This window comes from Sediminicoccus rosea (assembly GCF_033547095.1).
Classification (GTDB): domain Bacteria; phylum Pseudomonadota; class Alphaproteobacteria; order Acetobacterales; family Acetobacteraceae; genus Roseococcus; species Roseococcus rosea.
In genome coordinates, this window is the sequence record NZ_CP137852.1 from 737,501 (window position 1) to 750,624 (window position 13,124).

The 13,124-nt window shown below is 63.7% G+C and carries 8 protein-coding genes, 1 tRNA gene and 2 rRNA genes (1 of these 11 cut by a window edge); 4 read left to right on the forward strand and 7 right to left on the reverse strand.

The features are described 5' to 3' along the window. From R9Z33_RS03590 to R9Z33_RS03600, 3 genes are all read left to right on the forward strand, one after another. Nucleotides 1–1,726: ribosomal RNA gene (locus R9Z33_RS03590) — 23S ribosomal RNA — on the forward strand (it extends 1,011 nt beyond the left edge of the window). A 121-nt stretch (nucleotides 1,727–1,847) separates the two neighbouring features. Beyond that, nucleotides 1,848–1,962, forward strand: a 5S ribosomal RNA gene (rrf, locus tag R9Z33_RS03595). Nucleotides 1,963–1,990: 28 nt separating this feature from the next. Next, nucleotides 1,991–2,067: transfer RNA gene (locus R9Z33_RS03600), tRNA-Met, on the forward strand. Here R9Z33_RS03600 and R9Z33_RS03605 read toward each other — a convergent pair. The 5 genes from R9Z33_RS03605 to R9Z33_RS24755 all read right to left on the reverse strand — a co-directional run bounded on the left by R9Z33_RS03605 (nucleotide 2,024) and on the right by R9Z33_RS24755 (nucleotide 8,126). Beyond that, nucleotides 2,024–3,748, reverse strand: coding sequence for a recombinase family protein (locus R9Z33_RS03605; RefSeq protein ID WP_318651607.1), 1,725 nt, complete (start codon nucleotides 3,746–3,748; stop codon nucleotides 2,024–2,026). The genes R9Z33_RS03600 and R9Z33_RS03605 overlap by 44 nt on opposite strands. Before the next feature lie 83 nt (nucleotides 3,749–3,831). Further along, a complete protein-coding gene (locus tag R9Z33_RS03610) occupies nucleotides 3,832–4,926 on the reverse strand; it encodes a hypothetical protein (RefSeq protein WP_318649937.1) in 1,095 nt (364 codons plus the stop codon). Next, entirely contained in the window at nucleotides 4,923–6,761 is a 1,839-nt protein-coding gene (locus R9Z33_RS03615; RefSeq protein ID WP_318649938.1) for a tyrosine-type recombinase/integrase, read from the reverse strand. The genes R9Z33_RS03610 and R9Z33_RS03615 overlap by 4 nt, the downstream gene beginning before the upstream one ends. A gap of 120 nt (nucleotides 6,762–6,881) precedes the next feature. Next, nucleotides 6,882–7,193 (reverse strand): MerR family transcriptional regulator, encoded by a 312-nt coding sequence (locus R9Z33_RS24750; RefSeq protein ID WP_404830651.1) that lies wholly within the window; start codon nucleotides 7,191–7,193, stop codon nucleotides 6,882–6,884. A gap of 606 nt (nucleotides 7,194–7,799) precedes the next feature. Next, nucleotides 7,800–8,126: a ribbon-helix-helix domain-containing protein gene (locus R9Z33_RS24755; protein ID WP_404830652.1), complete on the reverse strand. Its 327-nt coding sequence runs from the start codon at nucleotides 8,124–8,126 to the stop codon at nucleotides 7,800–7,802. A 487-nt stretch (nucleotides 8,127–8,613) separates the two neighbouring features. Between R9Z33_RS24755 and R9Z33_RS03620 the strand changes: the two genes are divergently transcribed. Continuing rightward, nucleotides 8,614–11,526: an MIT C-terminal domain-containing protein gene (locus R9Z33_RS03620; protein WP_318649939.1), complete on the forward strand. Its 2,913-nt coding sequence runs from the start codon at nucleotides 8,614–8,616 to the stop codon at nucleotides 11,524–11,526. 85 nt (nucleotides 11,527–11,611) lie between these two features. Here the strand turns inward: R9Z33_RS03620 and R9Z33_RS03625 are convergent, their stop codons facing one another. Both R9Z33_RS03625 and R9Z33_RS03630 read right to left on the reverse strand, forming a co-directional pair. Further along, nucleotides 11,612–11,935 carry a type ISP restriction/modification enzyme gene (locus R9Z33_RS03625; protein ID WP_318649940.1) on the reverse strand — a complete coding sequence of 108 codons (324 nt, stop codon included), beginning with the start codon at nucleotides 11,933–11,935 and terminating at the stop codon, nucleotides 11,612–11,614. Then, a protein-coding gene (locus R9Z33_RS03630) for an IS3 family transposase (RefSeq protein WP_404830607.1) occupies nucleotides 11,936–13,086 on the reverse strand; the annotation gives its coding sequence in 2 pieces (ribosomal slippage) (nucleotides 11,936–12,834 and nucleotides 12,834–13,086; 1,152 coding nt in all). Nucleotides 13,087–13,124: the final 38 nt, after the last annotated feature.

Below are 13,124 nucleotides of genomic sequence, written 5' to 3' on the forward strand. Positions count from 1 at the left end.
CATGTGAGACGGCCAAAACAACCAGGAGGTTGGCTTAGAAGCAGCCATCCTTTAAAGAAAGCGTAATAGCTCACTGGTCTAATAGCTGTCTTGCGGCGAAAATGTAACGGGGCTCAAGCCATCTGCCGAAGCTGTGGATGCACCGTAAGGTGCGTGGTAGCGGAGCGTTCCCTAGGCCTGTGAAGGTGCATCGTGAGGTGTGCTGGAGGTATGGGAAGTGCGAATGCGGACATGAGTAGCGACAAAGAGGGTGAGAAACCCTCTCGCCGTAAGTCCAAGGGTTCCTGCGCAAGGCTAATCCGCGCAGGGTGAGCCGGCCCCTAAGGCGAGGGCGACAGCCGTAGCCGATGGGAATCAGGTGAATATTCCTGAGCTCGTCAGAAGTGACGGCCTTGAAGTTCCATCATGCCTTATTGGATTGGTGTGGTGGTTGGATAGGTCCGGGAAATAGCTCTGACATTGAACCGTACCCTAAACCGACACAGGTGGACTGGTAGAGTATACCAAGGCGCTTGAGAGAACCATGTCGAAGGAACTAGGCAAATTGCTCGCGTAACTTCGGGATAAGCGAGACCCATGCTTGCGCAAGCAGGTGTGGGTGGCACAAAGCAGGGGGTGGCGACTGTTTAGTAAAAACACAGGGCTCTGCGAAATCGAGAGATGACGTATAGGGTCTGACGCCTGCCCGGTGCCGGAAGGTTAAAAGGAGATGTGCAAGCATCGAATTGAAGCCCCGGTAAACGGCGGCCGTAACTATAACGGTCCTAAGGTAGCGAAATTCCTTGTCGGGTAAGTTCCGACCTGCACGAATGGCGTAACGACCTCCCCACTGTCTCCGGCATGGGCTCAGCGAAATTGAATTCCCCGTGAAGATGCGGGGTACCCGCAGTTAGACGGAAAGACCCTATGAACCTTTACTGCAACTTCGCAGTGGCGCCAGGAAGGGACTGTGTAGGATAGGTGGGAGGCTTTGAAGCATGGGCGCTAGCTTGTGTGGAGCCAACCTTGAAATACCACCCTGTGCCTTTTTGGCGTCTAACCGAGCCTGGTTATCCCGGGCCGGGACCCTGCGTGGTGGGCAGTTTGACTGGGGCGGTCGCCTCCCAAATTGTAACGGAGGCGCGCGATGGTGGGCTCAAGCCGGTCGGACATCGGCTGTTGAGTGCAAAGGCATAAGCCCGCCTGACTGTGAGCGTGACAGCGCGAACAGAGACGAAAGTCGGCCTTAGTGATCCGGTGGTCCCTCGTGGACGGGCCATCGCTCAACGGATAAAAGGTACTCTAGGGATAACAGGCTGATCTCCCCCAAGAGTCCACATCGACGGGGAGGTTTGGCACCTCGATGTCGGCTCATCGCATCCCGGGGCTGGAGCAGGTCCCAAGGGTTCGGCTGTTCGCCGATTAAAGCGGTACGTGAGCTGGGTTTAGAACGTCGTGAGACAGTTCGGTCCCTATCTGCTGTGGGTGTTGGAGACTTGAGAGGATCTGTCCCTAGTACGAGAGGACCGGGATGGACATACCTCTGGTGCACCAGTTGTCACGCCAGTGGCACAGCTGGGTAGCTAAGTGTGGACGGGATAACCGCTGAAAGCATCTAAGCGGGAAACCCACCTCAAAACCAGGTCTCCCCGAGGGCCGTGATAGACCATCACGTTGATAGGTCGCCTGTGGAAGCGCAGCAATGCGTGCAGCTAAGCGATCCTAATCGCCCGATAGGCTCACTACTCCCCAATGCAGTGTTCGCTGGCAACAGCGACACACCGCACGCAGCACCAAACCCCACTTCACCCACCCACTCAAAACCAACCAATCCAACACCACCTGAACCACAGTTTTCGGTTCGGTGGCCTGGTGCCTATCGCGGAGTTGAAACACCCGATCCCATCCCGAACTCGGCCGTGAAACACTCCAGCGCCCATGGTACTGCCGCTCAAGCGGCGGGAGAGTCGGTCAGCGCCAGGCCACCCAACCGAAAACTCACAATCACCACCGCGGGGTGGAGCAGCCCGGTAGCTCGTCAGGCTCATAACCTGAAGGTCACAGGTTCAAATCCTGTCCCCGCATCCACTGATACAGAACGCGAGAACACATCAAGCCCACCGGCAATCGTCGGTGGGCTTTTTGCATTTCCGCCAATAGCTTCGACACCAGCCGCCACCAATAGGGCGCTGAGCTCGCCCAAGAGCTCCAGCCGCGGGCGAGCGCCCGGCTCGGCGGGCGGATGGACCTCGACCCGCGCTATCAGCGCACGCGCCGCCTCCAGCACTTCACGATCCCCCTGAGCCTCGATCCCCTCCCGAAGAAGCGCCACCCGCGCCCGGTAGACCTCGGACAGGTTCGGATGCAGGCGCGGCGCCGACTGGCGCGCCTCCAGCCCGGCCAGCTCCGCCCGAAGCGCCTCCCGACGAGCGCCCAACCCATCAAGCCGGTCCTGAAGCCCAGGCGCCCGAAGCCCATCGGCAATGGCATCGATCAAGCCGTTCAGCTGCCGCTCGACCTGGTCGAGCTCCCGCCGACGAAGAGAGACCTGACCCCCGCTCTCGGCCGAAAGCCGATTCCACTCGGCCGTGAACTCCGCCACGAAGGTCGCGACCGCATCGGGCTCCATCAGTCGGGTCCCCAGCGCCTCCAGCACCTCGGCCTCGACCCGGCTGCGCCGAATCCGAACCTTGTTGGTGCAGGTGCCCTGACGCTCGGCCGCCTTGCAGCCCATGTAGTCTTTGCCGTTGGTGGCGTAGCTCCCGCCGCAGACCCCACAGACGACCTTGCCGCTCAGAAGCGACACGGCGCGCCGATGTTGCCAAAGCGTCTCGGGGCCATCGCCGCCCTCGCGCACCCCTTGCGGGCGCGCCGCCCTGGCGAGGCGCGCCTGGACCTTGTCCCACAGCTCCTGGGGAATGATCCGAAGCTCGGGTACCTCCTCCTCGATCACCGCCTCGGCATCATTATGCCGCGCCACCCGGCCGCCCGTTGTCGGATCCTTGAGCCAGCGGCGGCGGTTGCAGACGAGCCGACCGGCATAGAGCGGGTTACGGAGGATCCCAGTGGCCACCCGGGCATGGCCACGAAGCGCCCCATCGGACCAGGGTCCACCCCGCGGACCGGGGATGCCCTCCGCATTCAGCGCCTTGGCGATGGCGATAGGGCTCTCCCCCGCCGCGAAGCGTTCGAAAACGCGTCGCACCACCTGCGCCTGGACAGGGTCGATCTCCCGCAGCCCCCGCTCAAGCTCGCCACGCCGGTCCAGCGGACCGCGGACCACGCGGTAGCCGTAGGAGAGGCCACCTCCGGATCGCCCCTCGCGCACCCGTCCCTCCAGGCCTCGGCGGGTCTTGTCGGCCAGGTCTTTCAGATACAGCGCCCCCATCGTGCCCTTGAGGCCCACGTGAAGCTCGGAAATCTCACCCTCGGAGAGCGTGATGATCCGGACCCCGGCGAACTGCGCCGCCTTATGGAACCCAGCCACGTGCTCCTGATCACGGGAAAGCCGATCGAGGCTCTCAGCCAGGACCACGTCCACCGCGCTCGAGCGCATCGCCGACATCAGCGCCTGGTAGCCGGGACGCAGCGTCGTCGAGCCCGACACCGCGTAGTCCGTGAAGGTCTCGGCGATCACCCAGCCCTCGCGCTCGGCCCGAGCGCGGCAGATCCGAACCTGATCCTCGATCGAGGCATCTCGCTGGTTCTCCGAAGAAAACCGGGCGTAGACAGCCACACGAAGCGGACGGGTGGAGGTTAACGGGCGCATCGGTCACAGGCTCCGACGGGTGAGGGCGAGGCAGTGTGCCTGAGGGAAGGGATTCGACGGCAAGGGAATCACCCTGGACATCTCTATCCGCCCCCCCGTCGCTGGCGCCGCTCCGCATAGGCCCGGTCCGCCAGCTCCCCTAGCTGCTCGCGCAGCTCCGAGATGTACGCACCATGTCGACCACCGCTGTGATAGTCGACCGCCTGGGCATAGTATCGCAGGGCAACCCGCGGGGTATGGCCGGCGACCTCTGCCGCATCGAAGGCGGCCTCCGGCGAGCGGTTCTTGGCGGTCTCGGTGAGCCATTTCCGGGCCATCTGAGGCCCCTCCGCCACGCCTGTGAAATCCCGGTTCCGTCGCCGTACAACGCCCTCGAAACCCCGGTAGGTCAGTGGCTCACCGACCTTGCCCCACCAAAGCCAATCCTCCTCGGCAGGACCGCAAAGGTGGGGGCGCGCGAGTTCCAGGTAGTCCCGGACGATGGCGGCAACGACCGGGTGAAGGGGGTATTCCCGCCACCTCTTGTCCTTGGTCGCCGTCTCCCGAAAGCGCGCGATCATCTGCCCATTCCGGGTCATGCGGAGGTTCTCGCCCATCACCATCGACGAGATATCAGCGTGCCGCGGGCCGTAGACGTAAAGCATTGCCATGATTGCCGCGTCGCGGAGGGCCTTCCACCGTTGGTCGCCGTCACGGTCGGTCAGTCCACGGGCATGCAGAGCCTTGGCGTGCTCCAAAAGGTCGCCGCTGTCATGTGGGGTAAAGGGCTTGGGCTCGGTCGGGAAGAGCTCGTCCAGCGAGCGGCCGCCGGGGCGCAGGATGAAACTCGTGTCCGTCCCCGGCGCGAGGAACGCGAGGATGGCGTGAAGGCTCATGAGATAGAGTTTGATCACCCCGTTCTTGCGCCCCATGTCGCGCATCGTGCGGACCCAGCCGGCGATACGTTCGGGCGACGGGCGCTGGCCCGGCCCCTCAGCCGGGTCCAGCTGGCCCGACCGGTCCAGCCAAGCCAGCCAGATTCCATAGGCGCGCGCGTAGCCCTTACGGGTCCATGGCCTCAGCCTGAGCGCCTTACCGGCATCGTCCCAGACATCGTAGGAGACGGTATTCGCCAGCTCCCAGGCGGCGCGATCAGCCTCCGGCCAGGCGGCCGGCTTGCGTCCAGCCATCCGGTTCATCGGCCGCGCCCCCAGCCGCGCATCGGGCCTGGGCGCCCCTGCCGAGGAAGCGGGCTGCCCGGGCCAGGGCGCTGCGGCAGTCCGGTGGCGCGCCCCTCGGCGATGATCTCGCCCAGGCGGCGGCCTGCCTCCCAGGTGTTCATGCGGCGATAGAATTTCATCGCAGTGTCGAAGGTGGAGTGACCGAGGATCGCCCGGACATCATCGATCGCGTGCGGATCCCTCTTGAGGATTAGCGCACCCGCGATCACCCGAAAGGCGTGCGGGTTCACCCGAAAGCCCAGAACGTCGGCGATGGTCTCGGTGATCGTTGTGCCAAAAGCCTGGATGTCGCGGGGCTTGGCCGGCCCCGGTTTCCCCGGGAAGACCCACTGGCTGTTCGCGTTCGGCAGCAATGGGCGGAAATCGTCGAGATACTCCTTGAGCAGGCGGCGTGTCTCCGGGCGGATCGGCATCTGCAGCCCCTGACCGGTCTTGGAGGTGCGTGCGAAGTGGAACGAACCGCTGGCCTCCGGCGAAGCCTCCGCGGGCAGGCGAAGCTCCTGTCCGAGGCGCATCGTCGTGAGGTCCGTGATGCGCACCGGGGCGTGCAGCTCGATCTCAACGGCGGCCGCGATGCTCGCGAGCCAGGCGGCCTCGACGGGGCGAGGCGCTTGAGTGACCTTGCCCTTGCTCCATCCGTCACGGAGGCGCCGCGCGTTGTGCATGATCTGCATCGGCAGCTTGAGAAACATGGCCAGGATGCGGGGGTCCTCCAGGCGCTCCAGAATGCGCTCGTGGCGGTCGATCAGGCCGGTGCGGCGCTCAGTGACCGCAACCTTCTTGAAGAACGCCTTGAGCTCCGCGCGCTCCTCTCCGTCGACGCCGCAGTAGTTCGCCACCGAGAAGATCGTGGCCACCATGCTCATGAGGTGGTCGTCGAACTTCTTGTCCTGGATTCCCTTGCGCGCCATGTGCCAGCTGAAGGACCGCCTGAAGACCTTGGGCGAGAGGATCACGCGCAGGCTGTTCAACTGCTCCATCGGCACGCCGGCCTGGTGTGCACCCCAGAGCAGCGCCCGGACCCCGTAGCGGCGCGTGCGGACGGTGCGGGCGCTGCGCGGCTGTTTGGGAAGAACCTTGCGGAAGGTAATCACGGGCTCGTCCTCCGGTTCGTCCTCGGACCAGATGTCGCCGGCCGTCCGGATGTCGCAGAGATAGGTCTCGACCTCCTTCTCGAGCGGCGCCGGATAGGCATCGAAGGGGAGGGACATCTGGCGCGGGTTGGGATTGGCGAGGCCCGCCTGCGGCCACCCCTCGATGGTGCGGGCGGCGCGGCGCCAGAGGCCTACCACGCGGCGCATATGGTCCGTCTGCTTGTTGCCCCCGCGAGAGACCTCGCGCTCGAGCGCATAGGCGGCGAGGTGGTCCTGGCTGGTCTCCGCCGGAGCCACGCCCTGACGCGCCAGCCAGTTCACGAAGGCCTTGAGCCGGTCGAAGTCATGTCCCTCCTGCGGCAGGCGCTCGAGCAGGGCGACCCACGCCGGATCCTCCACAGGCGCCAGGGCCTCGCGACCCTTGAGCAGCCCAAAGCGGCGCAGGATGGCGCGGAGGTTGGACCGATAGCCGTTCAGCGTCGCCGCAGACTTGAGACCCAGTTCCGCCGGCGACGCGCGCTCCAGCAGGGCGAGCGATTTCTGCGGGTGGAGCACCAGCGATTCGGGCGGCTGGCCCTGGAGGCGCGCCAGCGCCTGGAGGGCAGACCGCAGCTGGCGACGCCGGCTGTCAGAAAAACCGGCATCCGTAGAAATACGGTTCAGAGCCTCAGCAATGGTGGGTAAATCACGTTTGCTCACGTTCGCTCTCCTATGTTTGAAACAGGCGGAAATTTCTCTGAATGGTCGACAGTGGAACTACCAAATCTACTGCCGACCATTCTGGCGTAGGGTTGTCATGCCCTTGTTCTGGAAGGGAACTCATCGCCGTCCCTCCTCCCAGAGCTTGCGGACGTCCTCAGGGCGGTAGTACCGGCGGCCGCGGATGCGGATCGGGGCGAGCACACCCTTCTGCTCCCAGTTCGACAGCGTCCGGCTGCAGATCCCGAAGAGCCACGCGACGTGGCCGGGCGTGACGAGAGGCTCGGGGACGGCGCTCTCCGAAAGCGGGGGCGCCTCAGGGGCCGAGGCACCAAATTGGCGCGCTACATCCGATCGGGCTGAAGCACCCGGCTGCCGGGAAGGGCGCGTCTGAGAAGCGTTCGGAGCGCCAGAGCTGGTACGCCCCGTCATGGCTCCCCACTCCGGGCATTAGGCACCGACGCGGCGAACGCCTCGCGTGCCGCTTGGCGGGCGAAAGCGCGGACCAAGTCCATGAGGAGAGACGGGCTGCAGCCGCCCGGCGAAGGGGCAACGAGGTCAGGTGCGTTCGACAAAAGCGTATTGCCGGTCATGCCAGCACGCAGATCCCAGTGGCGTGGTGTCGCCCTGATCGAGCGAAGCGCCGCACAATGCGTCGCCGGCTATTCTCGGTATCTGCAAATTTGGGAAAGTAAAGCGAATCACAGAAATGCATGCCAATGCAAGGCAACTACTAGTTTACATCACGAATGGGACGAACGCCTCTGATAATAAGATAATTTATTTAAGACTATGAATTTCCTCGATTGTCATGTGGGCGGGATATAGGGAGGTAACCCACGGTTGCTTCTGAAAAATATTCGTCATTTATTCCAATGAATGCAAAATAGCCAGCCTGGCTCATGCGCGAATCGGAGGCGCGAAGATCCCTCTCACCGCCGAACGGGCATCGGCCGCTCGGCCGCGCCCCGGTAACGAAAAAACGGCCCCGACTTTCGTCGGGGCCGTTTCGTTGGATTGGGTGCCTGGCAGGTCGTGTCAGGCCAGCGGTGGAAAGCCTCGGTGCGTGAAGAGCATGTTGACCGCCTCGACCAGGAGGTCGTGGGCGTTCTTGCGCTCCTTGGCCGCGAGGATCCTCAGCTGCTCCCATGCGTCTGGGTCCAGCCGTAGGGTCTGGCCGATCCGCCCATCGGTTGTGCTCCCCCGCAGAATTCTCGAACCGCTGCGCCGCTTGGGTGCGGGAGGCGGAGGGTCTGGGAGTTCGAGTGCCGGTTGGGGCTGATTGGCTGGTAGTGCCGGTTTCGGAGGCTTGCTCATGGCAGGCCGCCATCGCCGGCGGGTGGGAAGGGGGCGAGCAGCCGGCATGCGGCCACCCGCCCCAGAGCGCGCGGCATGGCGCCGGCGCCCAGTAGTGCTGGGGTCATTAGGTGATCCTAATTGTGGGGAGGTGAGCGAAATACGCTCGACGCAACTATGACATAAATTGCCATATAATTCAATTTATTAGTGATCCATTGAGCAGCGCATTGTCGGCCCGTCCTGACGACCGCCCGTCCGAGGGGGCGGTGATAGCGGACGCTGGAATCCGGCCACTGTCCCAGGATCAAAAAGTGGCCCGCAGTCGAGAAGGTCGGCTCGTCCTAGGTCTCGCGCATCCTGCGGCTGGCCCTGCTAGCGCCAGAGATCGTCGAGGCGATCCTGAACAGGCGGCTACCGGAGGCGCCGACCTTGTGGAGGCTAATGGCGCGGCTTCATGTGAATTGGCATTTATTGCATCGTGCCATCAAGATGTCATTGTGCGCCAAACAGCCTTTAAGCGGATATCGCTTGGCGCATTTACACTGGGGGACCCATGCAGAAGAAATCGCCATTGCGTATCCGCCAGGACGTCGAAAGCGCGCGAGGCCGGGTTGGTCTCCTGGTCGGGGTCCTCCGCGAGAATCAGAGAGAGCGGCGATGGCGGCTGGGCGAAGAATGCGAGCGCGCCGCCGACGGTCTCTCGCGGCTGCTGGAGGAGCACGCCGTCCCCGAGGACTACAAGGTCGCGGTCATCGGCCGTTTCAAAGCCGGCAAGTCCTCCTTCGTCAATGAGCTCCTTGGCAGCCGGCTGGCCGGCGAAGACACAAATCCAGAAACCGCCGCGGTTACCACGTTCCGGGCCGGTGAGCGGATCGTCGCGAAGATCCGGCTCATCGCGAGGGAGACATGGGACGAGCTCAGGGCGCTCCATGCGAAAGATCCAACCGATCCTGCCGCTTACAGAATCGCGAACTGGCTGAAGTTCTCCGGGAAGGATTCGAAGGCATCGGCATCCGGCCCTGTTGAGGTTTTCGACATCGGCTCGATCGAGAGAGAGCACATCCGGGCAGGCGGCCACACGCTCGTCATCGCTCTGCCGCAAGGCAACGGTGCGGAAGAGGACCGGAAAGCCGGTGCCGAATTCCGACGTCGGATCAAGCAGTTCACGTCCAGCACGAGACCTCACCACTGTCTCGTGGAATCCATCGAAATCGAGACGCCGTCGCAAATCCTGCAGCAAGGCGTTATCCTGGTTGATACGCCCGGCCTCGACGACACCGAGCGCTTCCGCATCCATCTGACCGAGCGCGCTGTCGAGGGTGTCGACGCAGTCCTCTTCCTGACCAAATCAGGCGGTTCCTACGGCCAGGCTGAGAAGGACTTCTTGCTCCGCCTTCTGCGCAAGGGAACGGTCAAGCAGCTCATCTTCGTCGTCACACAGGTGGACCAGACCTACGAGCAGCATGTCCGCCAGGCACGGGATCAGGATGAAGACGCCGAGCCCATTTCCGTTCGGATCGCTGCGGAGCGGCGTCGCATTCGCGCGGAGATCGAGGCAACCCTGGATGAACTAGCGGGTGATGCGGGCACTGTTTCGACCCAGCGCTTTCGTGAGCAGCTCAGCGCAGTCGAAATCGCATTCACCTCGGCAGCGAACCACCGCGACCATGCCCGCGGTGAGCGGATCGCGCACCCGATCGATCCCGCAGACCCAGGCGGCCTGAACCAGGTCAAGAGAACGCTTTTCCGGATTCTATCTACGGAATCCCGCTTGGCCACGTCCAAGCGAGCCATTGAGCAAGGCACCCGGTCGATCCTTCAGGAGATGCTTGGCGCAATCGAAAAGCGCCGGCTTGTCGTTGATGGCATGCGGAACAGGGAGGTGGCCGAAGAAAAGCTGGCTACCTTTCGTCAGCAGTTTGAGGAGGCTGGCGTTCGCTTCACAGAGGTAACGCGGCAGGCATCGGAGGTCCTGAAGAAGCAACTCGTGACGAAAGCGGCGGTCGGTGCCGTGGTGGCGCAGCTCGCCTCGTCCGAAGCGGATAGTGTCTTGGCTGCCTACGAGACCGATGATGCAGGACGCCACTGGAAGACGCGGCGGAGTGGCCATTGGGGCTACATGTCGGACCTGCAGAACCGTGTGGCAAACCGCATCTTTCCGCGCGTGGCGGAACACCTCGAGAGCCAAACGGGCGAGTTCGCAGTCTTTATCGATACCTTCCGTGCACACCTCGGAGGCCTCTCGGACGAAGCAGCGAAGTCCATTCGCGATCTTGAAATCGGGGAGGAACTGCAACTCGACATCGCCTCCAGCCTCGAAGAGTTCCTGGAAGGTGCGCTGGAGACACAGCAGGAGTTGCTGGAGGGCGAGGAGGCCAAAATCGTCGCGCTTCTGGAGGATTTCGTCGACGAATCTGTAGAGGCAACCATCTCGGCGGCGCGGGAGCGGGTATCAGGCGTGTGGGGGCGTGGAACAACGACGGCGCAGACAGGCGAGGTCCGTACATTCTATCGAGAGGTCCGCGGCATTTTGCGGAACGCTGTTAAGGGCCATGTCGAGATACGTTTTACGGAATTCGCACAGACCCTGATCGAACAGGCGGACGCCCTGCCGGAGCGGTCCATGAGCCAAGTGAGGGCCGAAATTCAGCGCGCTTCTGCTGACATCAAGGCAGCCGCCGAGGCGACCTTCGAGGGGCAGAAGGAGATATTTATTCGTCTGGTCGCGGAGCTGAAGGAGGCGGCCGAGGCCGCATTGAGGGATGTCGAATTCCTGCTGACGGAAGACCAAGCGATTGCCTTGGACGCACCAGCTTCCCCCGTGCTGCTCTCGGCTCCGTCGGGTGGAGAAGGCGCGCCAAGTCAGACGAGTTCTGCCAGCCAGGAGAATGAAACCCGCCGGCCATTTCCTGCCACACCTGCGCCAACAGGCTCGGCTGAAGCCGGGACCGAGGATATCGTAGCTGCGATCCGGCGACAGGCGACGCGGTGTGTGGGGCGTCATATCCTGCGCAACGGGGATAAGAATTGGCCGTTTTCCCGTATCTTCGCGGCAGAATTTCTCGGCGGCGCCGCAGAGATTTGGCTGATTGACCCCTATCTGGCGCAACCCCACCAGCGCCGGAACCTGCGCGAATTCCTGGACGCCGCTGCTGCGGCAGCGAGGCCCAAGATCGTCAACATTGTGACGCGCGAGGTTTCGGATTCAGGAGCGGAAGCGGACCAGTCCTTTTACGATGCACTGGATCGGACCTTCTTCGAGAAAGCCGGGATGAAGCTCACGCTCACCTTTGATGAGGACATCCATGACCGTTTTGTCGTGCTCGACAACGGCGTCGTCTTCAAGCTGGGCCGCGGTCTTGACCTTTATAAGCCGGTGGCCGGTCTGGCGGGGCGCGACCCGGCGCTGCGACAGACCCGCGCCTGCGAAATCGACGTGTTCGCGCCCGGCGATCGCGAGGGCTGAACAGCACTTCGTAGGCGCGGCCGGCGATCCTGATGGGCAGCGCGGCCCCCATTTCGGCTGAACGGTTGGGGGAACCGCGCAGGGCCTATGTTGAAGCCGCGGGCGGTGCCTCATCCGTCATCCCCCGGAACGCGCCCGGCCAGCCGCCGTGCTCCTCGATGATCTGGTCGATCTTCGGCATCAGTTCGGCTGTTCGGGTCAGCGCCAGGATGATGCGGCGGTAGTGGAGGATGTCTTGGTCCGTGAGGAGGCGGCCGGGATTGGCTTTCTTGCCGGATTTCTTGGTAGCGCGGTCCTTCAACCATTTCTGCGCGGGTTGATAGCCGCCGATGTGGAAGTTCCAGGCGAGCTCGGGGACGGTCTCGAACCAGCGCGTGCCGCTGTGACGTGCCCCCCTTGATGTATCCACTCAGACGGAGAGTCCTCTGCGTTGATGTCTGATGGTTGATGGGATGGCAACGGGGTTGGGGGCATGCCCCCAACCCGGTTGGCCGGCGATCTCGGCGGGGGGCCGCCCGCCCAGCTTCGAGTGCGGCCGGATGGTGTTGTAGTCCTGCCGCCAGGTGGCCAGTACCGCCCGGGCCTGCGGCATCGACGTGAACAACGTCTCGTTGAGGCACTCATCCCGCAGGCGGCCGTTGAAGCTCTCGACGAACGCGTTCTGGGTGGGCTTCCCGGGGGCGATGTAGTGCCACTCCACCTGCCGCTCCTGCGACCAGCGCAGGATCGACGTCGACGTCAGTTCCGTGCCGTTGTCACTGACCACCGCCAAAGGCTTCCCGCGGAGCGCCACAATCGCATCGAGTTCACGGGCCACCCTCGCACCCGACAGCGAGGTGTCGGCCACCAGTGCCAGGCATTCGCGTGTGAAGTCGTCCACCACGCACAGGATGCGGAACCGCCGACCACAGCCCAGCGCGTCGGACACGAAGTCCAGCGACCAGCGCTGGTTCGGCCCCTGCGGCAGCACCATCGGCGCCCTGGTGCCCAGCGCCCGCTTACGGCCCCCGCGGCGGCGCACCTTGAGCCCCTCCTCGCGGTAGAGCCGCAGCAGCTTCTTGTGGTTCGGCGCGAGGCCCTCGCGGGCCAGCAAATAGCCCAGACGCCGATACCCGAACCGGCGACGCTCGGCCGCCAGCTCCCGCAGCCGCTGCCGCAGGCCAGCGTCATCCGCCCGGCTCGGCTGATACCGCGCCACCCGCCGGGCGATGCCGATCAGATCACACGCCCGACGCTCGCTCAGCCCGTGACACTCCCGGGCATGGGCGACCGCGTTCCGCTTCGCGCCGGGCGTCACCATTTTTTTGTCGAGATGTCCTTCAGCACCGCGATGTCCAGCATCGCTTCCGCCAGCAGCTTCTTGAGCTTGGCGTTCTCCTCTTCCAACGTCCGCAGCCGCTTGGCCTCAGTCACCTCAAGGCCGCCAAACTTCGCCTTCCACTTGTAGAAGGTCGCGCCGCTGATGCCGTGCCGCCGGCACACATCCGCCGTAGCCGCACCGGCCTCCTGCTCTTTCAAAATCCCGATGATCTGCTCATCGCTAAACCTGCTGCGCTTCATTCGTCCGTCCTTCGCTGGATCGGACTCTACCGAAAAAT

Coding starts and splice junctions, on each gene's coding strand:
- R9Z33_RS03605 (WP_318651607.1), bottom strand. CDS start 3,748: ATGCGCCCGTTAACCTCCACCCGTCCGCTTCGTGTGGCTGTCTACGCC.
- R9Z33_RS03610 (WP_318649937.1), bottom strand. CDS start 4,926: ATGAACCGGATGGCTGGACGCAAGCCGGCCGCCTGGCCGGAGGCTGAT.
- R9Z33_RS24750 (WP_404830651.1), bottom strand. CDS start 7,193: ATGACGGGGCGTACCAGCTCTGGCGCTCCGAACGCTTCTCAGACGCGC.
- R9Z33_RS24755 (WP_404830652.1), bottom strand. CDS start 8,126: ATGCCGGCTGCTCGCCCCCTTCCCACCCGCCGGCGATGGCGGCCTGCC.
- R9Z33_RS03620 (WP_318649939.1), top strand. CDS start 8,614: ATGCAGAAGAAATCGCCATTGCGTATCCGCCAGGACGTCGAAAGCGCG.